The 22,343-nt window shown below is 65.4% G+C and carries 27 protein-coding genes and 2 tRNA genes; 10 read left to right on the top strand and 19 right to left on the bottom strand.

Annotation, left to right across the window (positions count from 1 at the left end; translation table 11 throughout):
* Positions 1–104: 104 nt before the first annotated feature.
* A complete protein-coding gene (locus tag FK527_RS08430; RefSeq protein ID WP_144732365.1) occupies positions 105–1,064 on the bottom strand; it encodes a DHH family phosphoesterase in 960 nt (319 codons plus the stop codon).
* A 111-nt stretch (positions 1,065–1,175) separates the two neighbouring features.
* Here FK527_RS08430 and FK527_RS08425 point away from each other — a divergent pair.
* Positions 1,176–1,263, top strand: a tRNA-Ser gene (locus FK527_RS08425).
* Positions 1,264–1,383: 120 nt separating this feature from the next.
* Here FK527_RS08425 and FK527_RS17250 read toward each other — a convergent pair.
* On the bottom strand, positions 1,384–1,557 hold the full coding sequence (locus tag FK527_RS17250) for a hypothetical protein (RefSeq protein ID WP_186298413.1): 174 nt from the start codon (positions 1,555–1,557) through the stop codon (positions 1,384–1,386).
* Positions 1,558–1,683: 126 nt separating this feature from the next.
* Here FK527_RS17250 and FK527_RS08420 point away from each other — a divergent pair, with 126 nt between their 5' ends.
* From FK527_RS08420 to ureC, 3 genes are all read left to right on the top strand, one after another.
* Complete coding sequence (locus FK527_RS08420) at positions 1,684–1,986, top strand: urease subunit gamma (RefSeq protein WP_144732362.1); 303 nt, start codon at positions 1,684–1,686, stop codon at positions 1,984–1,986.
* 236 nt (positions 1,987–2,222) lie between these two features.
* Complete coding sequence (locus FK527_RS08410; RefSeq protein WP_144732356.1) at positions 2,223–2,528, top strand: urease subunit beta; 306 nt, start codon at positions 2,223–2,225, stop codon at positions 2,526–2,528.
* A gap of 92 nt (positions 2,529–2,620) precedes the next feature.
* A complete protein-coding gene (gene ureC / locus FK527_RS08405) occupies positions 2,621–4,390 on the top strand; it encodes an urease subunit alpha (protein WP_144732353.1) in 1,770 nt (589 codons plus the stop codon).
* A gap of 49 nt (positions 4,391–4,439) precedes the next feature.
* Here the strand turns inward: ureC and FK527_RS08400 are convergent, their stop codons facing one another.
* From FK527_RS08400 to FK527_RS08385, 4 genes are all read right to left on the bottom strand, one after another.
* A complete protein-coding gene (locus tag FK527_RS08400; protein ID WP_144732350.1) occupies positions 4,440–4,718 on the bottom strand; it encodes a Txe/YoeB family addiction module toxin in 279 nt (92 codons plus the stop codon).
* Entirely contained in the window at positions 4,702–4,986 is a 285-nt protein-coding gene (locus tag FK527_RS08395; RefSeq protein ID WP_246072731.1) for a type II toxin-antitoxin system Phd/YefM family antitoxin, read from the bottom strand. The genes FK527_RS08400 and FK527_RS08395 overlap by 17 nt, the downstream gene beginning before the upstream one ends.
* 142 nt (positions 4,987–5,128) lie before the next feature.
* Positions 5,129–5,515, bottom strand: a complete 387-nt coding sequence (locus FK527_RS08390; protein ID WP_144732477.1) for a type II toxin-antitoxin system death-on-curing family toxin — start codon at positions 5,513–5,515, stop codon at positions 5,129–5,131.
* Positions 5,516–5,526: 11 nt separating this feature from the next.
* Positions 5,527–5,751: an AbrB/MazE/SpoVT family DNA-binding domain-containing protein gene (locus FK527_RS08385; RefSeq protein ID WP_144732347.1), complete on the bottom strand. Its 225-nt coding sequence runs from the start codon at positions 5,749–5,751 to the stop codon at positions 5,527–5,529.
* A gap of 51 nt (positions 5,752–5,802) precedes the next feature.
* Here FK527_RS08385 and ureE point away from each other — a divergent pair, with 51 nt between their 5' ends.
* From ureE to FK527_RS08365, 4 genes are all read left to right on the top strand, one after another.
* A complete protein-coding gene (gene ureE, locus FK527_RS08380; protein WP_144732344.1) occupies positions 5,803–6,399 on the top strand; it encodes an urease accessory protein UreE in 597 nt (198 codons plus the stop codon).
* Positions 6,389–7,156, top strand: coding sequence for an urease accessory protein UreF (locus FK527_RS08375; RefSeq protein WP_144732474.1), 768 nt, complete (start codon positions 6,389–6,391; stop codon positions 7,154–7,156). The genes ureE and FK527_RS08375 overlap by 11 nt, the downstream gene beginning before the upstream one ends.
* Entirely contained in the window at positions 7,153–7,821 is a 669-nt protein-coding gene (gene ureG / locus FK527_RS08370; RefSeq protein ID WP_144732341.1) for an urease accessory protein UreG, read from the top strand. Before FK527_RS08375 ends, ureG begins: the two co-directional genes overlap by 4 nt.
* A gap of 152 nt (positions 7,822–7,973) precedes the next feature.
* On the top strand, positions 7,974–9,680 hold the full coding sequence (locus FK527_RS08365) for an electron transfer flavoprotein-ubiquinone oxidoreductase (RefSeq protein WP_144732338.1): 1,707 nt from the start codon (positions 7,974–7,976) through the stop codon (positions 9,678–9,680).
* Positions 9,681–9,849: 169 nt separating this feature from the next.
* Here FK527_RS08365 and FK527_RS08360 read toward each other — a convergent pair whose 3' ends face one another.
* The 4 genes from FK527_RS08360 to FK527_RS08345 all read right to left on the bottom strand — a co-directional run bounded on the left by FK527_RS08360 (position 9,850) and on the right by FK527_RS08345 (position 14,387).
* Positions 9,850–10,152, bottom strand: a complete 303-nt coding sequence (locus FK527_RS08360; RefSeq protein WP_144732335.1) for a 4a-hydroxytetrahydrobiopterin dehydratase — start codon at positions 10,150–10,152, stop codon at positions 9,850–9,852.
* A 108-nt stretch (positions 10,153–10,260) separates the two neighbouring features.
* Complete coding sequence (locus tag FK527_RS08355; RefSeq protein WP_144732332.1) at positions 10,261–11,829, bottom strand: cobyric acid synthase; 1,569 nt, start codon at positions 11,827–11,829, stop codon at positions 10,261–10,263.
* A gap of 144 nt (positions 11,830–11,973) precedes the next feature.
* Positions 11,974–13,065, bottom strand: a complete 1,092-nt coding sequence (locus FK527_RS08350) for a phosphoserine transaminase (protein ID WP_144732329.1) — start codon at positions 13,063–13,065, stop codon at positions 11,974–11,976.
* Positions 13,062–14,387 (bottom strand): ATP-grasp domain-containing protein, encoded by a 1,326-nt coding sequence (locus FK527_RS08345; protein WP_222116141.1) that lies wholly within the window; start codon positions 14,385–14,387, stop codon positions 13,062–13,064. The genes FK527_RS08350 and FK527_RS08345 overlap by 4 nt, the downstream gene beginning before the upstream one ends.
* Before the next feature lie 745 nt (positions 14,388–15,132).
* On the opposite strand from FK527_RS08345, the gene FK527_RS08340 reads away from it, so the two are divergent.
* Positions 15,133–15,222 (top strand) — tRNA-Ser (locus tag FK527_RS08340).
* A 146-nt stretch (positions 15,223–15,368) separates the two neighbouring features.
* Here the strand turns inward: FK527_RS08340 and FK527_RS08335 are convergent.
* The 7 genes from FK527_RS08335 to FK527_RS17695 form a co-directional block, all read right to left on the bottom strand.
* Positions 15,369–17,291, bottom strand: a complete 1,923-nt coding sequence (locus FK527_RS08335) for a phage major capsid protein (protein ID WP_186298412.1) — start codon at positions 17,289–17,291, stop codon at positions 15,369–15,371.
* Positions 17,292–17,520: 229 nt separating this feature from the next.
* Complete coding sequence (locus FK527_RS08330; protein ID WP_144732323.1) at positions 17,521–17,796, bottom strand: hypothetical protein; 276 nt, start codon at positions 17,794–17,796, stop codon at positions 17,521–17,523.
* A gap of 9 nt (positions 17,797–17,805) precedes the next feature.
* Positions 17,806–18,003, bottom strand: a complete 198-nt coding sequence (locus tag FK527_RS08325; protein WP_144732320.1) for a hypothetical protein — start codon at positions 18,001–18,003, stop codon at positions 17,806–17,808.
* A 32-nt stretch (positions 18,004–18,035) separates the two neighbouring features.
* Complete coding sequence (locus tag FK527_RS08320) at positions 18,036–18,275, bottom strand: hypothetical protein (protein WP_144732317.1); 240 nt, start codon at positions 18,273–18,275, stop codon at positions 18,036–18,038.
* Between the two features lie 220 nt (positions 18,276–18,495).
* Positions 18,496–18,918: a putative PDDEXK endonuclease gene (locus FK527_RS08315; RefSeq protein ID WP_144732314.1), complete on the bottom strand. Its 423-nt coding sequence runs from the start codon at positions 18,916–18,918 to the stop codon at positions 18,496–18,498.
* On the bottom strand, positions 18,915–19,655 hold the full coding sequence (locus tag FK527_RS08310; RefSeq protein WP_144732311.1) for a 3'-5' exonuclease family protein: 741 nt from the start codon (positions 19,653–19,655) through the stop codon (positions 18,915–18,917). Before FK527_RS08310 ends, FK527_RS08315 begins: the two co-directional genes overlap by 4 nt.
* 17 nt (positions 19,656–19,672) lie before the next feature.
* Entirely contained in the window at positions 19,673–20,083 is a 411-nt protein-coding gene (locus tag FK527_RS17695) for a phage replication initiation protein, NGO0469 family (protein WP_425460428.1), read from the bottom strand.
* On the opposite strand from FK527_RS17695, the gene FK527_RS08300 reads away from it, so the two are divergent.
* Positions 19,973–20,269 carry a hypothetical protein gene (locus FK527_RS08300; protein ID WP_144732308.1) on the top strand — a complete coding sequence of 99 codons (297 nt, stop codon included), beginning with the start codon at positions 19,973–19,975 and terminating at the stop codon, positions 20,267–20,269. The two genes, FK527_RS17695 and FK527_RS08300, sit on opposite strands and share 111 nt — an antisense overlap.
* A 511-nt stretch (positions 20,270–20,780) precedes the next feature.
* Here the strand turns inward: FK527_RS08300 and FK527_RS08295 are convergent.
* Positions 20,781–21,797 carry an AAA family ATPase gene (locus FK527_RS08295; protein ID WP_144732305.1) on the bottom strand — a complete coding sequence of 339 codons (1,017 nt, stop codon included), beginning with the start codon at positions 21,795–21,797 and terminating at the stop codon, positions 20,781–20,783.
* Positions 21,794–22,192 carry a CHC2 zinc finger domain-containing protein gene (locus FK527_RS08290; protein WP_246072730.1) on the bottom strand — a complete coding sequence of 133 codons (399 nt, stop codon included), beginning with the start codon at positions 22,190–22,192 and terminating at the stop codon, positions 21,794–21,796. The genes FK527_RS08295 and FK527_RS08290 overlap by 4 nt, the downstream gene beginning before the upstream one ends.
* Positions 22,193–22,343 lie beyond the last annotated feature (151 nt).

Below are 22,343 nucleotides of genomic sequence, written 5' to 3'. Positions count from 1 at the left end.
GCGATGGGACGAACGAAAAGCCATTGAGGCCAATGAGAGCGGTATTCGGCGCGTAGGTTCCGCTGCGGCGACTGAGGAATCAACCCGCGAAGCGCTGCCCCAGCCTATTTCGGTGACGCAGCGCTGATTTCAACCCGCTGCGGCGCACGATGCCCGGCCTCGAAGCGCCCGCTGAGCAGTTCCGGCAGCCGCTCCACGCCCATGCGAAAGCCGCACGCCTGCGCGTGGCCGCCGCCGCCCATGCTCTCGGCCAGCGGGATGCAGTCGAAGTTGCGCTGCGCGCGCAAGCCCACCTTCACACCCTTGTCGCTCGCGCTCCACAGCAGCGCAAAGGTCTGCGAGCGCGCCGACAGCATGTCGCCCACGAGGCTGTGGAACATGCCCGGCGCATTCACCATCAGCCCCTCGATGCCATTGAACACCAGCGGCTGCGCGCCCTCGGCAATGTCGGCTGCGAGCTTGCGGAATTTTTCGTCCATGGCCGCACCGCGCGCCGTGAAGGCCGCGAGCTGCTCGGGCGTGAACGCGGCGATCTCCCGCCAGCGCGCAAAATCCTGCGGCTCCAGGTCGAGCGCAGCAAGAAAGGCCGCGCTCTCCGGAAACTCCCACTTCCAAATGTCACGATCCTCGATGTAGCGCACCAGCGCCGGCAGCGGCACCTGCGGCTGGAAAAACTCCCACGCCAGGCGCGCGCCGGACTTGTGCAGGTCGAAATGCAGCACGCCGCAGCGGCACACGTAGCTGCGCAACTGGTCGGCGGCGCTCTTGTGGTGGTCGAGCAAAACGAGCCGCGCCGCACGCTCCTCGATTGCCGCGATCAGCTCGGGCGCAAACGCAAAGTCGAGCACATAGACGGCGCGCCCTTCGAGCGCGGGCAAGTCCTGCACCGAACGCACGTCCCCATGATCGAGCCCCAGAAACTCGGCCCGCGCACCATAAAACAGCCAGGCCGCGAGCGCCGCCGCAAAACCATCGGGACAGCGCCGCCCGTGGTAGATGATCAAGGGCCGCGGGTCGTTCACATCCGGGGCCACGGGCAATTGCAAAACCGCAGTGTTTTTCATGGCACCGATTGTCGGGCAGATCGCCCGCCCCTGCGGCCTGCGCCCTCCCACCCGGGCACAGTAGAATCGCCGCCTCGCTCACCCCATGGGTGAGTGGCAGCAAAAACCGCAGGAAGCGTGGCAGAGTGGTCGATTGCACCGGTCTTGAAAACCGGCAACGGGCAACCGTTCGTGAGTTCGAATCTCACCGCTTCCGCCAGAAAAGCACTCCGCTATCTGGCCCCGCGAGTTCCAGGGACGGCGGATGAACGACGCGGCACACTTGATCGTGTTTCTCCACTCGCAAACCCCCTGGACTCCGCACCAAATTCGGGCATATTCAAGCACTCGCCCACCAAAAATCACCACCGCAGTGCATCAACCGCGCAATGCCTGCGTATCCGGCTTCGGTATGAAGCGCAACCGCATCGCGCAAAAATAATCCAGCACCGAAGTCATTGCGCAGCCGCATCGTCGAGTCTGCGACTTCGAGCAGCGCAAAAGGCGGCGGCATCAAAGCCAGGCTCGCCCCACACTCCGGCGACCCTTCGCAACTGTGCCGGGCACGCCGCTTGCTGGAATTGCGACAGAACCATACCTGCCCCACCGACATCGGCCTCGCTGGCCGCGAATATCGACCATGGAACTCACCCCCCGCGAAAAAGACAAGCTGCTGCTCTTCACCGCCGCCTTGCTGGCCGAGCGGCGCAAGGCGCGTGGCCTCAGGCTCAACTACCCCGAGGCCGTGGCCTACCTCAGCGCCGCCGTGATGGAGGGCGCGCGCGACGGCAAGACCGTGGCGCAGCTCATGAGCGAAGGCCGCGGCCTGCTGACGCGCGCGGACGTCATGGAAGGCATTGCCGAGATGATCCCCGACATCCAGGTCGAAGCCACCTTCCCCGACGGCACCAAGCTCGTCACCGTGCACCAGCCCATCGTCTGAAGCCTTCGCAAATCCCTGCCGAAAGACCGCCATGCCTTTGCACAAAACTCTTAAATCCATAGCTGCTTGCGCTTTTGCAACAAGCGCTGGAGCCGCTTTTGCCCATGAAGGCCACGGCCTGCTCGGCCCCCACTGGCACGCCACCGACCTGTGGGGCTTCGTGGCGCTCGCGCTCGCAGTCGGCGCGGTGCTGTGGTGGCACCGGAGCGGCAAGTGAGCCGGATGCAGGAGCGCGCATGATCCCCGGCGAAATCCTCCCCGCCCCCGGCGAGCACCTGCTCAACCCCGGCCGGCGCACGTGCACCGTGGTGGTGCGCAATGTGGGCGACCGGCCCATCCAGGTCGGCTCGCACTACCACTTTGCCGAAACCAACGCCGCGCTGCAGTTCGACCGCGCCGCCGCGCGCGGCATGCGGCTGAACATCGCCAGCGGCACGGCGGTGCGCTTCGAGCCCGGCCAGCAGCGCACCGTGGAGCTCGTCGAATACGCGGGTGCGCGCCAGGTCTATGGCTTTCGCGGCCTGGTGCAAGGGGCGCTGTGAGGGTCAACAATTTCAAGCCAAATCGGCACTTTGCGCCGACTATACAAGCGCAAGCAGCTATCGAAACATAAGCACATTACGGAGCAAACCCCATGGCCACCCTGGAGCGACACGCGTATGCCGAGATGTTCGGCCCCACCGTGGGCGACCGCCTGCGCCTGGCCGACACCGACCTGATCGTCGAAGTCGAGGCCGACTACACGCTGCGCGCCGGCGGCTACGGCGAGGAGGTCAAGTTCGGCGGCGGCAAGACCATACGCGACGGCATGGCGCAAAGCCAGCGCACGCGCGACGGCGCGGGCAACGGCCCTGAGGCCGGCGGCGCCATGGACACGGTGCTGACCAACGCACTGATCCTCGACCACTGGGGCATCGTCAAGGCCGACATTGGCCTGCGCGGCGGGCGCATCGCGGCCATAGGCAAGGCCGGCAACCCCGACGTGCAGCCGGGCGTGGACATCGTCATCGGCCCGGGCACCGAAATCATCGCCTGCGAGGGCTGCATCGTCACCGCGGGCGGCATGGACAGCCACATCCACTTCATCTGCCCGCAGCAAGTCGAAGAAGCGCTGGCCAGCGGCATCACCACCATGGTGGGCGGCGGCACGGGTCCGGCCACGGGCACTTTTGCCACCACCTGCACGCCCGGCCCCTGGCACATCGAACGCATGCTGCAGGCGGCGGACGCCTTGCCGATGAACCTGGGCTTTCTGGGCAAGGGCAACGCCAGCCTGCCCGGCGCGCTGCGCGAACAGATCGCCGCGGGTGCGATTGGCTTGAAGCTGCACGAAGACTGGGGCACCACGCCCGCGGCCATAGACTGCTGCCTGGGCGTCGCCGAGGACACCGACACGCAAGTCGCGATCCACACCGACACGCTCAACGAAAGCGGCTTCGTCGAAGACACCGTGGCCGCCTTCAAGGGCCGCACCATCCACACCTTCCACACCGAAGGCGCGGGCGGCGGCCACGCGCCCGACATCCTCAAGGTGGTGGGCGAGGCGAATGTGCTGCCCTCCTCGACCAACCCCACGCGCCCCTACACCGTGAACACGCTCGACGAGCATGTGGACATGCTCATGGTCTGCCACCACCTCGACCCGGCCATTGCCGAAGACCTGGCCTTTGCCGAGAGCCGCATCCGCAAGGAAACCATCGCCGCCGAGGACATCCTGCACGACCTGGGCGCCATCAGCATGATGAGCAGCGACAGCCAGGCCATGGGCCGCGTGGGCGAAGTCATCCTGCGCACCTGGCAGACCGCGCACAAGATGAAGCAGCAGCGCGGCTGGCTCGCGCCCCCGCCCGAGCGTGCCGAACCCGTCGAACGCGAGGCGCGCAACGACAACTTCCGCGTCAAGCGCTACCTCGCCAAATACACCATCAACCCGGCGCTCGCGCACGGCATGGCACACGAGATCGGCTCCGTCGAAGCCGGCAAGTGGGCCGACCTGGTGGTCTGGAAGCCCATGTTCTTCGGCGTCAAGTCCGCGCTCGTGCTCAAGGGCGGCAGCATCGCCATGGCCGCCATCGGCGACCCCAACGCCTCCATCCCCACGCCGCAGCCTGTGCACTACCGCCCCATGTTCGGCGCCTTGGGCGGCGCGCTCGCGCGCAGCTCGCTCACCTTCGTCTCGCAGGCCGCGCTGGCCGCGGGCATAGGCGCGCGCTACGGCCTGGCCAAGCCGCTCGTGGCCGTGCGCGGCATCCGCGCGCTGCGCAAGGCGCACATGGTGCACAACGCCTACACCCCGCGCATGGAGGTCGACGCGCAAACCTACGCCGTGCGCGCCGACGGCCAACTGCTCACCTGCGAGCCCGCGCACAGCCTGCCGCTGGCGCAGCGGTATTTTTTGTTTTGAGACGGGCTTTTTGATCTGGTGCGCATCCCGGCACGCAGACATCAATAGATCAATAGTGGTAGCGCCCTTGCAGAAATTCGATCCTGTCGGCTTTCACCAGATACACGCAGCGGTGCTCCTGCGTGATGCGGCGCGACCACAGGTCCGCCCCCAGGTACTTCAAAGGCTCGGGCTTGCCTATGCCCACGAAAGGATCGCGCAGGGTGGCTTTGACGAGCTCCAGCAAACGCTTGGCGGTGCGGCGCTCCGTGGCAACCCAATAACTCAGGTCTTCGAGGAACTCGGGCTGGAAGACCGCGACACGCTCCGGTTCAGTTTTGGAGGCCAAACTGCTGCTCCAAGGCTTGCAGGCTCGTCGGCGCCACTTCGCCCGCACGCGCTCGCGCGAGGGCTTCGAGCAGGCGTTGCGCGTTTTTCGGCGAGCGCAGCAGATGCGCAGTCTCCATCAGGCTTTGCAACTCGTCTGCGGCAATCATCGCCACGGCATCCCCCGAGCGGCGGCGCACCAGCACGATCTCACGGTCTTGCAGCGCGCGATCCATGAGCGCCTTGAACTGCCCGCGGGCCTGGCTGTAAGTGGTTTCTATGGTCATCATGCACCTCTTTTTACGTACAGCTTCATTGTACGCATTCGCACGACATGCTGGCCATGATCCGAGCCAAGCTGCGTGCCTTGCGCTCGGCGGGGGCATGCACCAGAGCAGCCGCTTTACTGCCAACAACTTTTGTTTTGACCGATCAACGCGGCCGGATATGCGCACGCAACCAAGCAGCAAAACCCGCCTCATCGAGTTCACCGCTGGCCACGGCCAGCATGGTCAGCGTGGTTTGGGCCTGCGTGGCGTGCAGGCGCTGGCCGTTCACGTGCAAAAACAGACCGACGGCCAACAAAGCTGCGCGCTTGTTGCCATCGACGAACGGATGGTTTGCGGCCAGGCCCACGCCATACGACGCCGCAAGCGCTGCAAGGTCCGGCTGCCCATACAGCGCCAGGTGCAAGGGCCGCGCCAGCGCCGAATCCAACAGCCCCTCGTCACGCAGGCCGCTCGCGCCACCATGTTCGGCCAGGCTTTCCTCATGCAACAGCAACAAAGCCTGGCGGTGCACCCACTTCCAGCCAGCCATGGCTCGAGCGCTCACTTGGCAAGCTGATGAAAGGTATCGCGGTATTCACGCATGAATGCACGGCCGGCCTCGAGCTGCTCGTCGAGCTGCGGATCGTACGGCGTCAGCATCACGCCATGCGCCGCCTCGGTCACGAACAGTGTATCGCCCTTGCCCACCTTCAGGCGCGCGAGCACCTCCTTGGGCAGAATCACGCCCACGGAGTTGCCGATCTGGGTCAGTTTGAGAGAGATCATGGTGCAGCCTCGATGTTAGAACGATCGTTATATTAACCAAACCCACCCGCCATGCTCACCGTCTCCCGCCTGCTCCCCCAAGGCCAAGGCCTGGCCCCCGTGCTGCTGCGCCGCGCCGCAAGCGTCGCGCTCGACTGGGGCGTGCGCCAGAAAAGCCGCTTTGCCGCCACCGACTCTGCGGGCCGCGCGCTCGCGGTGTTTTTGCCGCGCGGCAGCGTGGTGCGCGGCGGCGACGTGCTGGTGGCCGAAGACGGCTCGCTCGTACGCGTGCTGGCCGCGCCGCAGCCGGTGCTGCGCATCACGCCCTGCCTGGCGCATGGCACACCCTTGGACTTGCTGCGCGCCGCCTACCACCTGGGCAACCGCCATGTGCCCGTCGAACTGCGGCCCGACTACCTGCAGATCGAGCCCGACCCCGTGCTGGCCCAAATGCTGCGCGCCATGCACCTGATAGTGCAGGAGCGCAATGAAGCCTTCGAGCCCGAAGCGGGCGCTTATGGCCACGGCGCCGCGCACGCGGCGGGGCATGGCCATTCCCATGAGCATTCCCACGATCAGGCGCACGCACAAGACCACGACCAGGCCCATGACCACCCTCACGGTCACGGCCGCGATGCAGCCCACGCCAACGACGGCCATGCGCACTGAGCCTGTCCCGTCGCCTCTTCCGCCTGCCATCCCGCGCCGGCTGCGCGAGCGCCCCGGCCCCTTGCCGGCGGCGAGCCTGCTGCAGCTGATCTGGCTCGCCTCGCCCGCGCTGCCCGTGGGCGGCTTTTCGTATTCCGAGGGCTTGGAGAGCGCCGTCGAGCACGGCCTGCTGCGCGACGAGGCCACCGTGGGTGACTGGCTGCTCGACCAGCTGCACCTGGGCCAGGCGCGCGGCGACATGGCCGTGCTCGCACGGGCCGTGGGCGCGTGGCGGCGCGGCGACCTGGCGCAGGTGCGCGCCCTCAATGACTGGGTGCTGCACACGCGCGAAAGCAGCGAGCTGCGCCTGCAAACCGAGCAAATGGGCCGCTCACTCAGCGAGTGGCTGCGCAACCAGCACCCGCCCGATGCCACGCCGCCACACATCACAGAGCAAATCGCCGCGCTGGCCCAGCTGCCGCCCAGCTACCCCGTGGCCTTTGCGCTGACCGCGGCGCGCACGCAGGCGCCGGTGCGCGAGATTCTGTGCGCCTACGCTTTCGGCTGGGCCGAAAACATGGTGCAGGCCGCGCTCAAGTCCATGCCGCTGGGCCAAAGCGCGGGCCAGCGCATCCTCGCGCGCCTGGCCGTCGCGATCCCCGACGCGGCGGCGCAGGCTGCCGCGCTGCCCGACGGGGCGCGCCAGGCCTTCACGCCCATGCTCGCCATCCTCTCGGCGCAGCATGAAACCCAGTATTCACGCCTTTTCCGCTCATGACTGCTCTACACCACATCCCCGGCCGCACCAAGAAACTCCCGCCGCTGCGCGTCGGCATCGGTGGCCCCGTGGGCTCGGGCAAGACCACGCTGCTCGAAATGCTGTGCAAAACCATGCGCACGCGCTACGAGCTCGTGGCCATCACCAACGACATCTACACCAAGGAAGACCAGCGCCTGCTCACCGCGAGCGGCGCGCTGCCGCCCGAGCGCATCCTGGGCGTGGAGACCGGCGGCTGCCCGCACACGGCGATCCGCGAAGACGCCTCCATCAACCTCGAAGCCATAGACCGCATGCTCGGCGCCTTTCCCGATGCCGACGTGGTTTTCGTCGAAAGCGGCGGCGACAACCTCGCGGCCACCTTCAGTCCCGAGCTCTCCGACCTCACGGTCTACGTGATCGACGTCGCCGCGGGCGAGAAAATCCCGCGCAAGGGCGGCCCCGGCATCACCAAGAGCGACCTGCTCGTGATCAACAAAACCGACCTGGCCCCGCACGTGGGCGCGAGCCTGGCCGTGATGCAGGCCGACACCGAGCGCATGCGCCGCAGCGCGCAGGGGCTCAAGCCCTACGTCTTCACCAACCTCAAGACCCTCGCGGGGCTGGCCGAAGTGGTGGCCTTCATCGAAACGCAGGGGCTGCTGCTGCCGAAGGCTGCTGCCTGAAAAGGACGCTCACACACGCAGCAAACTAACCAAACGTTTGTTCAATACATGGCCGCTGGGAATACAATGGCGGCCTTTTCTGCATCCTCCTTTCCCTTGGCGCACCTGAGCGCCTGGTTTTGCAACCCTTTCAACAACGCCCCGCAAAACAAATGACGAACGAAGAAATCCTCGCCCAGTATGGCCCGCGCGAAGCCATGGAATACGACGTGGTGATCGTGGGCGGTGGCCCGGCGGGCCTGTCCACAGCGATCCGCCTCAAGCAGCTGGCCGCCGAAAAAGGCACCGACGTCTCGGTGGTCGTGCTCGAAAAGGGCTCTGAGCCCGGCGCGCACATCCTCTCGGGCGCCATCATGGATCCGCGGGCCCTGACCGAGCTGTTCCCCAACTGGAAGGAGCTGGGCGCGCCGCTGAACCAGCCCGTGACCGACGACGCCTACGTCTTCCTGGGCGAAAAGTCCTCGTTTCGCGTGCCCAACATGTTCCTGCCGCCGTTTGCGCACAACCACGGCAACTACATCATCAGCCTGGGCAACGTCACGCGCTGGCTCGCGCAGCAGGCCGAAGGGCTGGGCGTGGAGATTTTCCCGGGCTTTCCCGCAGCCGAAGTGCTCTACACCGAGGACGGCAAGGTCAAGGGCGTGGCCACGGGCAACATGGGCATAGGCAAGGACGGCGAGCCCACGCCCGACTTCCAGCTTGGCATGGAGCTGCACGCCAAATACACCATTTTTGCCGAAGGCGCGCGCGGCCATCTGGGCAAGCAGCTGATCGCGCGTTACGCGCTCGACGCGGGCTGCGACCCGCAGAGCTTCGGCATAGGCATCAAAGAGCTGTGGGAGATCGACCCCGCACGCCACAAGCCGGGCTTCGTCATGCACACTGCCGGCTGGCCCATGGACAACAAAACCTACGGCGGCGCCTTCCTCTACCACATGGAGGACAACAAGGTGGCGCTGGGCTTCGTCACGGGCCTGGGCTACACCAACCCCTACCTGAGCCCGTTCGAGGAATTCCAGCGCTGGAAGACGCACCCCAACATCCGCTGGTACCTCGAAGGCGACGAAGCCAAAGGCATCAAACCCGGCAAGCGCCTGAGCTACGGCGCGCGCGCCATCAACGCAAGCGGCATCAATTCGCTGCCCAAGACCGTCTTCCCGGGCGGCGCACTCGTGGGTTGCGACGCGGGCTACCTCAACGTGAGCCGCATCAAGGGCAGCCACGCGGCGATCAAGACCGGCATGCTCGCAGCCGAAGCGGCCTACGACGCCATCGTGGCCGGACGCCAGCACGACGAGCTCACCGCCTACCCCAAGGCCTTCGAAGAAAGCTGGCTGCACACCGAGCTCAACAAAGACCGCAACTTCAAGAACTGGTTCAAATACGGCCTGACCACGGCCACGCTGATGAACGGTTTTGAGCAATTCGTGCTGCGCGGCCATATTCCCTGGACGCTGCACCGCGAAAAGCCCGACCATGCCTACCTCAAGCCCGCGGCAGAGTGCACCCCCATCGAGTACCCCAAGCCCGACGGCAAGCTCACCTTCGACCGGCTCTCCAGCGTGTTCTTAAGCAACACCAACCACGCGGAGAACCAGCCCTCGCACCTCACGCTCAAAGACCCGAGCGTGCCCGTGAACATCAACCTGGCCAAATACGCCGGCCCCGAGAGCCGCTACTGCCCGGCCGGTGTGTACGAATTCGTGCCGGACGAGTCCAAGGGCGGCAGCGCCCAGCGCCTGCAGATCAACGCGCAAAACTGCGTGCACTGCAAGACCTGCGACATCAAGGACCCGACGCAAAACATCGTCTGGGTCACACCCGAAGGCGGCGGCGGGCCGAACTACGTGGGCATGTGAGGGGCCGCCTGAAGCCCCTGCAACAATAGCTATTCGCGCTTGATGGGCCTGCACTGCAGGCCCTTTTCATTAGGAAAAAGCTGGGCTCAACACGTTGGGAAATTGGGGTCAGATTCCAATTTCTGGCAGAGCCAGGCGACCGAAAATTAATTGGAATCTGACCCCAATTTCAGCTTGCCCCCATGGCCAAGGCAGTCGCGTCCACCCAGCGCGCGAAGCTAATGTCGCGCTCGGTCAGACCGCCGGCGTCGTGTGTGGAAAACAGGATTTCCACCCGGAGATAGACATTGCACCATTCCGGGTGGTGGTTTTGGCGTTCGGCCTCCAAGGCAGTGCGCGCCATGAATCCAAAGGCCGCGTTGAAGTCCACAAAGCGCAGCGTGCGCCGGATGGCGTGACGTTCGGCATCGAACGTCCAGGCGGGCACCTGGGCCAAGGCGGCTTGCAGGGCTGCTCCTTCGAGTTTGATCATAGGATTCCACTTTCCAAAAAGGGGAAATTGGGGTCAGAAATTGGGGTCAGATTCCAATTTCTGGCGCTGCGGGCGGACGTGGAAATAATTGGAATCTGACCCCAATTTTCATGGCGCGATGAGCGCCTGCAGCACCCCTGGCGCGAAGGCGCGCTCGATCTCATCCGCGAGGCGCTCGAATGCCGCGTCGAGTGTGGGCGCCTGCGCGCCGAACAGGGCTTGCAGCACGCCGGCATCCTCAAACAGGCCGTGCAGGTACACGCCGAGCACGTTGCCTGCGGCGTTTTGCCAGGCGATGCGGGGGATCAGCGCGTGCGCCAGGTCGCCTTTCGCGGCCATGGCGGGGTGTTGCGCGGTTTGGCCGCTGTGGATTTCGTAGCCCGCCACGGGCACGCCGGCGAGTGGCGCCCAGGCGCCCGTGGCGGCGCCGAAGCGCGCCTGCGTGCGGCGCACGGTTTTGTGCGGGGCAAAGCTCGTGACCAAGGGTAGCAGGCCGAGGCCGGGGGCGTTGCCGTCGATGCCGGCTTGGCTTTCGACGCCGTGCAGGTCGATCAGCGCCTCGCCCAGCATTTGCAGGCCGCCGCAAATGCCCAGCACCGCCCCGCCCTGCCCTGCGTGCGCGGCGATGGCGGCGTCCAGGTGCTGCGCGCGCAGCCAGCCCAGGTCGGCCGCGGTGGCTTTGCTGCCGGGCAGCACGATCCAGTCGGCCCCGTGCAACTGCGCCGGTGTGCGAGCCCAGACCAGTTGCACGCCGGGCAGGTTTTTGAGCGGCTGGAATTCGTCGAGGTTGCTGATGCGCGGGTAGGCGACGATGGCGATGCGGCGCGGTGTGCAATGTGTAAAACTATCTTTTAAGTAGCTGCTAGCGCTTGCTACACCTGCGTTAGATGCCATTTTTGCTTGTAAACCAGCGGACGGCGGTGCGGCGGCCACGGGCCGGTCGTCGAACACGCCGTCTTCCTCCGGCAGGCCGTGGCCAAAGCGCATGGGCAGCACGGCCACGGTGGGCACGCCGGTCAGGCGCTCGAGCTGCGCGGGCGCGGGGGCGAGCAGGGCTGCGTCGCCGCGGAACTTGTTGAGCACGAAGCCGTGGAGGCGCGCGCGATCCGCCTCGGGCAGCAGCGCCCAGGTGCCGTACAGGTGCGCGAACGCGCCGCCGCGGTCGATGTCGGTCACAAGCAGACAGCGCGCGTCCGCGTGGCGCGCCACGCGCAGGTTGACGATGTCGCTGTCCATCAGGTTGATCTCGGCGGGCGAGCCCGCGCCCTCGATCACGACCACATCGTTGTCGGCGCGCAGCGCGTCGAGCGCAGCGGCGATCTGCGGCCAGACCTGCGCACTGCGCGCGCGCCAGGGCAGCGCGGTGAGTGCGGCGCTGACCTGCCCGAGCAGCACCACCTGGCTGTGCGTGTCGGCCTCGGGCTTGAGCAGCAGCGGGTTCATGCGCACCTCGGGCGCGGCGCGCGCGGCCAGCGCCTGAAAGTATTGCGCCGCGCCGATCTCGCCCATGCCGCCGGCCAAGTCGGGCACCACGCGCGCGTTGTTGCTCATGTTCTGCGCCTTGAACGGCGCCACCTTCAGGCCCTGCCGGGCGTAATGGCGGCACAGCGCCGTGGCGAGCCAGCTCTTGCCCGCGCCGCTCGAAGTGCCGAGCACCATGACGCAGCGCGCGCTCATGTGCGTCCCTTCAGCCAGCACGGGAAGCGGCCCGCGTCGTTGCCCCAATGGCAGTCCCATTGGCAGTCCTCATCGCAGTCCCGATGGCAGCCCGAGCGATCGGCACGCCCACACCGGGCCCGCGTGCCCCCATTGACAACTGCTTCAGCCACGGCGCGCAAAGTCTTCCATGAACTGCGCGAGGCGCTGCACGGCTTCGAGCGTGAGGCCGTTGTAGAGCGAGGCGCGGATGCCGCCCAGCGCGCGGTGTCCGGCCAAGCCGGAAAAGCCCGCTGCCTGCGCCTGGGCCAAAAAGCGCTGTGTGGCCTGCGCATCGGGCAGCTCGAACACCACGTTCATGCGCGAGCGGTCGGCCACCGCCGCGCGGCCACGGTACACGCCGGGGTGCGTATCAATGAGGTCGTAGAGCGTCTGCGCCTTGCGCTGGTTGATCTCGGCCATGCGCGCGAGGCCGCCGACTTCGTGCAGCAGCCAGCGCGTCACGAGCAGCACCACGTAGATCGCGAACACCGGCGGCGTGTTGAAGTTGGAGTGCGCCGCGGCGTGCGTGCGGTAGTCGAGAAAATCGGGCAAACCTTCGGGCGCGCGATCCAGCAGCGCGTCGCGCACCAGCACCACGGTGACGCCTGCGGGGCCGATGTTTTTCTGCGCGTGCGCGTAAATCAGCGCAAAACGCTCGGCCGCGCAGGGCGCTGAGAGGAAGTCCGAGGACATGTCGCACACGCGCGGCACCTCGTCGAGGCCGAGCACGCGGTGGAACTGCAGCCCCTCCACGGTCTCGTTCGAGACATAGTGCAGGTACGGCGCCGTGGGCGAAAACGCCAGCTCCTCGTCGCGCGGCAGGCGGCGCCACTGCGCCGACTCGCCGCTCCAGAGCACGCGCACCGGGCCGTGCTGCTGCGCCGCGCGCACGGCTTTGCCGCTCCAATAGCCCGTGTGCAGGTATTCGGCGGGCTGCGTTGCGCCGTGCAGCAGCAGCATGGGCACCATGGAAAACTGCTGCGTCGCGCCGCCTTGCAGCAGCAGCACGTGGTAGTCATCGGGCAGCGCGAGCAGCGTGCGCATGTTGCGCTCGAGCTCGGCGATGACCGCGGCAAACCAGTCCGAGCGGTGGCTGATGCCCAGAATCGACAGGCCCACCTCGGGCACTTCGAGCACGGCTTGCTGCACTTGTTGCAGCACGCTCTCGGGCAGCGCACCGGGCCCACCGGAAAAATTGAGGCTGTTGCGGTTCATGGCTGGGGCGATGGAGCAGAAGAATCAGGTGGGGCCGAAAGCGCCGCCCCTGGCAGCGCACCCGTGCGGCGCAGCAGCAAGTCGCGCACCGCCGCGCGCAGCTTGGCCATGTGGCGCTGCTTGAACGGAAACAGCGCCGCAGAATCCATCGCGTGCACCACCATGATGTGGTCGATCTCGAAGACCAGCAGGCGCCCGTCGGCCGCCTGCGCCGCGTCCATGCAGTAGTAGTCGAGCGGCAGGCGCTCCTGGATCGCCGCGAACGCGGCTTGGTGGTGCGCGCAAAAGGCGTCGAAGTCGTCCATGAAGCGGGCCTCCTCGGCGCGCTTGGCCGCGTCCTCGTACATGCCCGCGTTCACGTAATGCACCATCCAGTGCGCCGACACGGCCATGTGGCTCACATAGGGCCGGCCATCGACCATGGCGATGCGAAACTTGCGGTACAAGCCGTCGGCGCTGCGGTAGTCGATGAAGGGCGCGACGAAAAACGCCGGCTCCGGCACGCGCGCGAGGTACTCCGCCAGCTCCTGCGGCTGCGTGATGCGCGCCAAGTCGCGCCCGGCCTGCGAGCCCACGGGGCGCACGATCAGCGGAAACGCGCAATCTGCAAAAAGTGTAGCTGCCTGCGCCCGCTGCGCGGCCACTTCAGCGAGTTTTGACCTTTGCACTTGCACGATGGGCGGCATGCTGACGCCGGGCGCGCCCTGCAGCAGCGCGCTGAGCCGGTCGCGCCGCGTGCGCGGAATCAGCGCCGGCGCGTTGAGCACCGGACGGCCCCATTGCGCCAGCGCCTGTTCGAGCGCCGTGAGCAGCGGCGCATTTTCGTCCGAGTCGCCCAGCGCCACGAGCACCGCGTCGTGTTCGGGGATGGGCGCGGCGAACGGCTGCGCGGCGCTGCCCAGGTAGTAGAAGATCAGCTCGATGTCGCTGCCCTCGAGCAGGCACTCGAGCGGCGTGTTCGCAGCCAGGTCGCCCGGCACCATGAGCATCAGCAGGCGCCGCGTGGGCGGCGTGCACGTCGCGTGGATGCGATAGACGCGCTGCAATTCCAGCGCCTGCGCCTGCATGGCCAGACCCAGTTCGGCTTGCTCGAGACACTGCATGACGAGCGACAGGTTCAGCCACAGCGTTGCGTCGCCCGGCGAACGATCCACCTGCGCGAGCAGCGCCTGCGCCAGCGGCCGCAGGTCTTCGTCCGCGACGCTCATGCGCAAAAACGGCGCGAGCCCGCGAAAGCGGCGCCAGGGTGCGAGGAGTTCGGGCGCGGACGCCGTGAGAGGCTCGGCAGGGGGCGCGGAATCAGAGGCGGATGAATGTGGCATCAGACGAAGCGTACGGACGATTGGGGCGGCGCCGGGACACGGGCCAACAGGCCCCCGCCCTGCCCCTTGCGCCATGCGGCTCTGGGCGAGCGGCAGGAACAAGTCCTCAGCGCACGGCAAGCCGCTATCGTATTCCAGCGGGCGTACACGGCCACGTCCGGGTTGCTTCGAGCAGATTTACCCCGATTGTTCATTAGGACGCGGATGATCGTTCCCCGTCATTTTTCGTCAATGACTTGAACCCAGATTGTTCATTAGGACGCGGGATGATGGCGAGGCGGCTGGCGTGGCAGTTTGGTCACTGGTGAGAAGTCCATCGCCGTTGCCATGGACGCCGAAGCAGGGGCCAAAATGACCGGCAGCCGTCCACCAGCACCCGCGCAGGTGTGCAGCACCGCCTAATGGACAATCTGGGTGGAAGCCTCGGAGCCTGTCGGGCTTTGGAATCGTCGGCTGCGAATGCGCCGCAGCGGCCCATTTTTTATCGTCTTCTTGCCCCATAGCGCGGACACCACTATGGGGCGGCGAATCCGGCAAAAACTGACCTCGCTGGGGCGCATTCTCGCTTTCGACGCCCAAAGTCCGACAGGCTCGTGGCGGAAGACGTCTACGCAGCACTCGAGCGCCTGGCTGCTGGCGAAAATGCATGAGGAAGCACGTCATTGCTGACGTCAAAGCCCACCACCACAAGCAGCAAATTGTGGGGAGCCTTCCGCACGCTGACTGCTACAATAGAGAACTTTTTGGAGAGGTGGATGAGCGGTTTAAGTCGCACGCCTGGAAAGCGTGTGTGGGCTAATCCCCACCGCGGGTTCGAATCCCGCCCTCTCCGCCAGGATGTAGCCCCAAGTGATTGATTTACTTGGGGTTTTTCTTTTGGCGCAGGCTACGGTCTTACCTCATGCCTTACCTTTTGACAAAGCGTGCGCCCATAAAAAAACCCGCCACGGCGGGCGGGTTCCGTTGCTGCGGTACGACGGATCAGGCTGTGATCGCGTCGGTCATGACCGCGAAGCTCTGCGGGTGGCGCACGGCAACATCGATCGTTTGCAGCGCTCTCAATTGGATAGCGCCAGCCTCGTAAATGCCTGCCGCGTAGGGGTTCGGCAGAATTTCGAGCACGCCCCACTCGCCAATGAGCACGTCCGACCAGTTGCCGAAGACCAGGGCGCTCAAGCCGGTTGCTGCGCCCTTGGTGAGGTCGGACGGCACGTTGTTGCTCACTGCCAGCGGCAGGCCCATGAAGCTGTACCCGGTGCCCTGCTGCACTGCGCCAGGCGCAGTGCCTGCAGGCGCGTAGTTTTCGCCCTGTGCGCCGCCTAGGCCAGACCAAAGGTACTGCCCAGTGGTGGCCTTGCTCCGCATCAGGGCGGCAAGCGTTGCAGAGTTGATCAGGTAGGCCATTTGACCGCCGTCAGCGTTTGCAGCAGCCACCTGGGCATGCAGCGCGATCAGGTGGTCGAACGTGACCGCAGCGCCAGCGGTTCCGCCTACGACAGAGCCCACGCCAGGCAGTTTGAGGACGCCAAGCGGCTCGGCGTTCTGTCCGGTGCCTGCGAGTGCAGCGTGGTCGATGGCCAGGGCGAGCTGGGCAACCATATCGGCGCGCACAAGCATTTCAGCGTCAGGCGTGCCTTGCAGCAGCAAATTTCTGCTCAAGAAGGACAAGCCGCCGACGGTCTTCGGGCGCAAGCTCACCACGTCGAAGCCGCCCTGACCAGGCGTCAGCGCCTCACCCTCGGCAATCCACTGCGCAGGACCTGCAGCAGTGCGGCGGGGAACGTCTACGTTGCCCACCAGGCCAGAGAGCACGGTGGCGCCAAGCTGAAGGACGCGGGATTTTTTGCGCAGAACTTCGATGAAGGCGCTTGCCTGCAGGTTGGTCGCCACGAGCGCGCCGCCTGTGGGGCCGCTCTGCGTGGAGTAGCCGTCGCGCTGGCCAAGCACGCTTGTCGGCACCAACAGGCCAGCAGAGTCCTTGCCGCGCTTCTTGGCAAGGTCGGCGGAAACTGCGCGCTCGTAGCCAGCAGCGCGCCAATCACCGGTTGCTGCGGCCAAGATGGCGCGGGACAAGCTGAAGGACTGTCCGCGCTCTTGGTACGGGTCGACGAACTCGGGCACGGGCATAGACCGCGATGCGGCGCTCTGTGCGCGATAGCGGGACTGGATCAGCTCGAGCGCGGCGGCGCGCGCTTCCTGAACCGAAGCTCCGTCCTCGATGAGACTGCGCGTGAGGCCTTCGGGGAGTTTGTGCGCGGCGGCAAGGGCCGTGATCTCGGCAACGCGGGCGCGCTCTTCCTCGACGGCGGCCTGAGCTGCAAGGCTGTCGGCGGTCAGTGCGCGGCGTTGCGAGCGGGTCAAGGTGGTGGTGGTTTCGGGGTTGTTCATGGTTGGCTTTCGTGGATTGGGTTGATGTGCGCGGCCTATGCCGACAGACGGGTCGGCTGGCACGGTGACGATGGAAACCTCGAGCGGTGTCCAGGATGTGGCGGTGTAGTTGCCGTCGGGCGACTCGGTGTAGTTGTCCACGCGGTACATGAACGACACGTTGCGCAGGATGCCGTCGCGCACCATGCCGAGCACCTCATCGGCGCGTGGCGTGCTGGCAAAGCGCACAGTGCAAACGCCCTTGCGGGCTGCGGTGTCGATGCGGGCGGACTCGACTACGCCGATGACGTCGGATTGCTCATGGTTGAAGAGCAGAGCTGCGCCGTCGTTCAGGCGGCTGAGGTCGGCAGCGCCGGGGGCGTGGCTCAAAACCTCGTCGCCAAACCAGCGTTGCACTGGCTGCTCGGACGAGAAGCTGAAGGTCAGCGCGCGGTCGTTCGCGGCGGACTGGGGCTGGGCCTGCAGCTCGAGGAAGCGGCGCATGGGCTGCATTAGCGCCGGGGGTGAGCGGTTCAATTCGGGCTCCTTGTGTGGGTAGCGCCAGGCCATGAAAAAAGCGACTGGCCAGGCGCAAAACAACCCGTTGCCGGGTCGGCTGCGTTTCTGTCCAGTCGCCTTTGCGGCGCTCCCACCAGCTCGGGTGCATCTTGCTGGTGGTGGCAGCGCGAAGCCATGCCGGATCACCATCAAGAGCCCTCACGAGCGGCTCGAAACTGGTGGCATTGTAGCACGCAAGTCATTGATTTCAATGGCTTTTCGATGCTTTGGCGTGCTCGCGCAGGGCGGCGTGAATATCTGCGTTCGCGGCCTGCAGCGAGCGGGCCAGAGTGGATTCTTCGACCGGGGTCATGAGCTTCCAGACTGCGCCGTCGGACGCCTGCATGAGCGATCCGTAGGTTTTTGTCGCGCGGTCGTACAGCAGCCAAAGGCGGTGCGGGCCTTGCCAGATTTGCGGGTCGGCAAGGAACGATGGCGCTGGGATTGGTGGGTGTGCGTCCTGGGTGTCGTGGTCGGTGGTCATGTGGTTCTCTCAGGAAAAAATCGGAAGCCCTGCTTCGGTTCGAACCGTGGCGAGCGCCTGAACGTCGCCGCGCGCGGCGGCCTCGAGCAGCTCTAACGGGTAGGTGCGGTTTGCGAGCCAGTCGCTCAGTTCGAAGTCGGCGTCGCCTTGTTCGCGAGCGATGCGCAGAGCAAGCGCCTGCGCTTGTGGTGATAGCTGGGGTTCCATGGGACGGCTCCTTTCGGGGGTGGTGGGTTTTTTCAGTGTGGCGCAAGCAGCGCATGCACGCTCGTGCAGGGCGGCATCGGCTCTTCGCGCTGGCGCGCACGGTGCCAGCGGCTCAAGAATTGCATGTGAACATGCCGGGTCACTTTGTAGGCCAGCGCCACGCTCACGCCGTGCAGTTCAGCGATCTTGCGGTAGCTGAAGCCTCGGCAGCGGTCGGCCTGCATCGCACGGTTTCGCGCGGCCTGGGCGGTTTTTGAACCGGCTCTTGGCATGGTTTCCTCGCTGGTGTGGGCGTTGAATCGTCAGTACCTCAGCGGGCCACTGACTACCCAAAGCGCGGGGGTCGAATTACCCTCGGGCTGGGTGGCGGGGAAGTACCTTTTTTGCAGCATGGAGGGCGGCGTGGAGGGGTCGCAAAATAGAAAAAGACTATTGGCACGATTTTTGCGGGTTGCATATTTCGTGCCATGTCGTTTTAATAGGTTTTGCCTATTAGACGCCGCTCTGCTTCGCTTCTGGTAGCGGCATGGTCTTGGTCAGCATCCACCAGGTCAGCAGCCCAGCGTGCAGCGTGCCCTCGTAGTCGAGCTTGCCGCGGTGCCGCTCGGTGCAGTGCATTTGCGCGTGCCACACTGCCCGCCATCCCTGACGGTCGAGTCGATATACCAGCAGCGGGAAGGCCTCCTCCTTCGCTGCCTGCGCGCATGCCTGCCTCCACCACGAGCGCAACAGAGCGTTGTCTGCGCGGGCTGCGCGCTTGCACTCGATAGCCCAACCGGGCAGGCCCTCGAGGTCGCTATCTCCGCGGTGCTGCCGGACACGGCGGCGCACGTCCTGCCCGGTGATCTCGCGCAGCAGGTTTGCAAGTTCCTGCTCGGCGCGCAGGCCCTTGGTGCGTGATCGAAGGCCGGTCATGCTGCTGCCTCCACCACTGCGCCCACTGGATCACCGGACACGCCAGCCATGACTGCCCAACATGCGCGCGTGGCCACGATGTCTCCGGCGCAGTAAGCGGAAAGATCAGCATGCGCGCCATTGCGCCAAAGGTCGAACACCTGCGAGCCGTCGGCGGCCTGCTTCGGTGATGGCACACCCAAGCATCGGCAGAGCCGATCGAGCGATATGCGGCCACCTGGGCCTGCGAACTGCTGCATGGTGTCCATGTAGTCCCTCGGTGCTCTTGCCCACGGGCCAGGCACCCAGCGCGGCACGGGCACTGCGTTTGCCCAGCAGCGGGCGCGTATGAATCCAAGGTCGAACGGCAGGTTGTGCCCTATCGGGTACGTGGACACGTCAGCCCATGGCAGCAGAGCGCGGTCAATGCCCTCAAAGCGGCGGGCCAACAGCTCTTCGATGGAGCGCAGGGCGCGCACCAGGAATGCGCCCTCGGGCTCGTGCAGCTCGCGCACAGTCACTTGTGCGTCGCCCTCGAGGAGCGCGCAGCCGACGGCGCAAAGCTCCCCCTGGGATGGGTCGAGCGCTTGCTTGCGGTAGGCGCTTTCCAGGGCGGCTTCGGCCTCTGTGTCCCACCAGTTCTGAATGCTTTCGGGCTTTTTGAGGGCGGCGGGCGGGCGCAGCTCTGCACGCGCCTGCTCGCGGGCGTCGGGGTGCTGGGATGGGACGGTTTCTACATCCAAAAAGATAGCAGTCATTGCAGTCTCCAAGCGCTTTAGAAAGGAATGTCGTCGTCCATATCGTCGAAGCCCGACGATGCGGGTGCCCCAGCCTGGGTAGCAGGTGCGGCAGCAGGTGCCGCAGCAGGTGCAGCGCGGCGGGTCAGCTCCCGCCACTCGGGGCTTGCCTCGATCTGCTCGCGCAGGCGCTGGGGCAGCAACGGCAGGTCTTCGCCGCAGAGCGGGTCGGACAAGTCGAACACCAGAGCGCCCACGACGGCCTGCGGCGCTGGCATGCTGCGCGGCAGCGGGCTGATGCTGGCGATGTTTGCGAAGTCTTTTTCTCCGCGCTGCACGTGCACCAAATTAAGCAAGGCGGGCGCGTTGATCAACTTCTCAACGTTGAACCCGGTCAGCTCCTCAGCGGTAAATGGGCGGCCTCGCCACGCCTCCAAAAAGGCCCTCAGAGCGCTTTTTTTGTGAAGGCTGGCGGTAAACCTGCGGCTCACTTGAAAATGCTCGCCAGTGCTGCGGAATTCGGCCAATTGTCAAGTAATAAGCACTTTGCGCGCGAATTTGGTTTCGCCCTGATATTCGCTTTTTTGCGTGCCCAAGTCGATTATTCGGCTGCATCGTGCAGCTTGCGGGCCTGAAGGTGGCAGTTCAAATGTTTCACTGCCGGTCTCGGATATTGTCAAAGCCATTTCGATTACCTCGTTTCGGTTGAGTTGCGGGTCTCGGTAATTGCTCGGTCTAATTGCGGTCTTTTTTCTGTGAACGCCGCGCACGTGACGGCGTGGCCCTCGGGCGGCCACACGATGCCGAAGTGCTCGCGCAGGCCAGCCTCGACCGGGCGTCCGCAGGTGGCGTAGGGAAGGCGGTGCGCGCAGGCTCGGCAGGTGCGTGCAACAGGGGCGACGCCGGTGCAACTGCTGTGCAACAAAACGGCCTCTTTTTGGGGGGTGTTTGTTGCACGGTTTTTGGGGTGGTGTTGCGTGGGTGTTGCGTTGCCTGTTGCGCTGCAATCCCTTATTTCATGCGGGGTTGCGGCGTTTTGTTGCGCGGGTGTTGCGTTGCCTGTTGCGCTGCAACTCGGTTTTGTTGCGTGTTGCGCCCCTATAGGCACGCAACACGCAACAGCGAGGGCCAAATCGCTGCGCAAGCTCATTTTTTGGACTCCTGGGGCAGGTCTCCCTGCTCCCGCGCTTTGCGCAGCGCGCGGCTCACGGATGACTTGGCAAGATCGAGTTCGGCGGCAATTTCTGTTTGGCTCAGGCCCTCCTTCGAAAGCGCCAAGATGCGCTCGTAGTTGCTCGCCGCAACGCTGCGCCAGCTCCACCGTGCGCGGTCTTCGTCGCCGCCAAGCGTCAGCTCGATGGACTCAGCATCCTCTCCTGCGAGAGAGCGCGCCTTGGTGAACTCGGTCATGAAGACCGCGCCCTGCTGTGGGTCGTAGTCCTTCGGGCGCGAAAGCCCAATGACCACGTCGAGCAGGTCTTCGCGCTTGCTCGTGCCGCGTTGCTGGCCGCCTTTGCCCGCGTGATGCACCAGGACAACAGCCAGGCCGCGCCTGCGCAGGCGCAAAATCCAGTCCGCGACGGGGAGCCAGCTTTCAGCCTCGTTTTCGCGGCCAGAGCGCGCCCATGCGCTCAAGTTGTCCAGGAATATCACGGCGGTGTCCGGGTCGATCAGCGCGTCAATTTCCGCCTGCCCTTGCGCCGTGGATAAATCGGGAAGCGGAACGCCGTCGGGAAGTAAGTCGGGCGAGAAAATGCGCAAATAGCCTTCGGCGGGCTCAATATCAGGGCAATGCTGCAAAAGGCGCTTTTGCATTACCACGCCGGGTAGCTCACCGTCGAGATACAAAACCTTTCGCGCTATTGGCGCAGTCCATTTTGCGAATGCGGTGCCGGTTGCAATTGCAAACGCTGCGGCAAGGCAAAAATGGGTTTTCCCAATTCCTCGCGCAGCAAATACCATTGCAAGGTCTTGCGAGTGCAGCCACGGTGAAAGAATTTCCTCACGCGGCTTGAATCGCATGCGCGCAAACTCATGCACTGCAAGGGCGCGCAGCGGCGGCGGTTGATCTACATCGTCAAGCGCCGGAAAAGTTTTTGCCGCAATCGCGTCAATCGCTGCGGCAGTGCGCGCAATGCGTGCTTCGTCGAACTCTGTGGTCATAGAACGACCTCCGCGACGGTGGACACGCGCGCTGCGGCCTGCAGTAGGCGTTGCTTGTCGTGTTCGCTGAGGGCCTCGCCGCGCGCCAGGGTGCAGGCTGCGAGCGCCACCAGGGCGGCCTCGCGCGCCAGCAGCTCGAGCGCATCGCGGGCCGGAAACGGCGCAGGGCGGGCGTGGGCGGGTACGTCGCCACCCACCCATGCACCCAAGTCTTTCGCGGCCTCCACGAACGATTTGCCGGTCAGCGCGCGGTGGTACGCAAGCACGTCGCCGCCACGAGCGCCGCAGCCTGCCATGCACACCCAAGCGCCGGTTTCTGAGTTGACGCGCAGGCTGTCGCTGCCTCCGTGGAAGTTGCACGGCGCGGTGCGCCACTTGCCGCGTCCCTGCAGCACGAGCCCAACGGACTCGAAGTAGGTCAGCGGGTCAGGAAGGCGGCTGCGGTCGAAGCCAAGTCCTTGTTTTGCTTGGCTTTTTGGTGTAAAATCGTCCGCGGTTCTTGAGGTGAGGGGGCTGGCGGCAGGGGTGGCGCCAGCCCTATTTTTT

Origin of the sequence: Extensimonas perlucida, from assembly GCF_007655255.1 — a bacterium.
Taxonomy (GTDB): Bacteria; Pseudomonadota; Gammaproteobacteria; order Burkholderiales; family Burkholderiaceae_C; genus Extensimonas; species Extensimonas perlucida.
Note: the sequence above shows the minus strand (reverse complement) of the source record. Positions and strands in the feature narration are given on the sequence as shown.

Excerpts from the sequence above, each read along its gene's own strand:
- FK527_RS08360 (WP_144732335.1), bottom strand. The coding sequence starts at position 10,152 with ATGATCAAACTCGAAGGAGCAGCCCTGCAAGCCGCCTTGGCCCAGGTG.
- FK527_RS08330 (WP_144732323.1), bottom strand. The coding sequence starts at position 17,796 with ATGACCACCGACCACGACACCCAGGACGCACACCCACCAATCCCAGCG.
- FK527_RS08345 (WP_222116141.1), bottom strand. The coding sequence starts at position 14,387 with ATGCCACATTCATCCGCCTCTGATTCCGCGCCCCCTGCCGAGCCTCTC.
- FK527_RS08385 (WP_144732347.1), bottom strand. The coding sequence starts at position 5,751 with ATGATCTCTCTCAAACTGACCCAGATCGGCAACTCCGTGGGCGTGATT.
- FK527_RS08410 (WP_144732356.1), top strand. The coding sequence starts at position 2,223 with ATGATCCCCGGCGAAATCCTCCCCGCCCCCGGCGAGCACCTGCTCAAC.
- ureC (WP_144732353.1), top strand. The coding sequence starts at position 2,621 with ATGGCCACCCTGGAGCGACACGCGTATGCCGAGATGTTCGGCCCCACC.
- FK527_RS08365 (WP_144732338.1), top strand. The coding sequence starts at position 7,974 with ATGACGAACGAAGAAATCCTCGCCCAGTATGGCCCGCGCGAAGCCATG.
- FK527_RS08310 (WP_144732311.1), bottom strand. The coding sequence starts at position 19,655 with ATGACTGCTATCTTTTTGGATGTAGAAACCGTCCCATCCCAGCACCCC.
- FK527_RS08350 (WP_144732329.1), bottom strand. The coding sequence starts at position 13,065 with ATGAACCGCAACAGCCTCAATTTTTCCGGTGGGCCCGGTGCGCTGCCC.
- ureG (WP_144732341.1), top strand. The coding sequence starts at position 7,153 with ATGACTGCTCTACACCACATCCCCGGCCGCACCAAGAAACTCCCGCCG.
- FK527_RS08320 (WP_144732317.1), bottom strand. The coding sequence starts at position 18,275 with ATGCCAAGAGCCGGTTCAAAAACCGCCCAGGCCGCGCGAAACCGTGCG.
- FK527_RS08420 (WP_144732362.1), top strand. The coding sequence starts at position 1,684 with ATGGAACTCACCCCCCGCGAAAAAGACAAGCTGCTGCTCTTCACCGCC.
- FK527_RS08355 (WP_144732332.1), bottom strand. The coding sequence starts at position 11,829 with ATGAGCGCGCGCTGCGTCATGGTGCTCGGCACTTCGAGCGGCGCGGGC.
- ureE (WP_144732344.1), top strand. The coding sequence starts at position 5,803 with ATGCTCACCGTCTCCCGCCTGCTCCCCCAAGGCCAAGGCCTGGCCCCC.
- FK527_RS08315 (WP_144732314.1), bottom strand. The coding sequence starts at position 18,918 with ATGACCGGCCTTCGATCACGCACCAAGGGCCTGCGCGCCGAGCAGGAA.
- FK527_RS17250 (WP_186298413.1), bottom strand. The coding sequence starts at position 1,557 with ATGCCGCCGCCTTTTGCGCTGCTCGAAGTCGCAGACTCGACGATGCGG.
- FK527_RS08395 (WP_246072731.1), bottom strand. The coding sequence starts at position 4,986 with ATGATGACCATAGAAACCACTTACAGCCAGGCCCGCGGGCAGTTCAAG.
- FK527_RS08375 (WP_144732474.1), top strand. The coding sequence starts at position 6,389 with ATGCGCACTGAGCCTGTCCCGTCGCCTCTTCCGCCTGCCATCCCGCGC.
- FK527_RS08295 (WP_144732305.1), bottom strand. The coding sequence starts at position 21,797 with ATGACCACAGAGTTCGACGAAGCACGCATTGCGCGCACTGCCGCAGCG.
- FK527_RS08430 (WP_144732365.1), bottom strand. The coding sequence starts at position 1,064 with ATGAAAAACACTGCGGTTTTGCAATTGCCCGTGGCCCCGGATGTGAAC.
- FK527_RS08325 (WP_144732320.1), bottom strand. The coding sequence starts at position 18,003 with ATGGAACCCCAGCTATCACCACAAGCGCAGGCGCTTGCTCTGCGCATC.
- FK527_RS08390 (WP_144732477.1), bottom strand. The coding sequence starts at position 5,515 with ATGGCTGGCTGGAAGTGGGTGCACCGCCAGGCTTTGTTGCTGTTGCAT.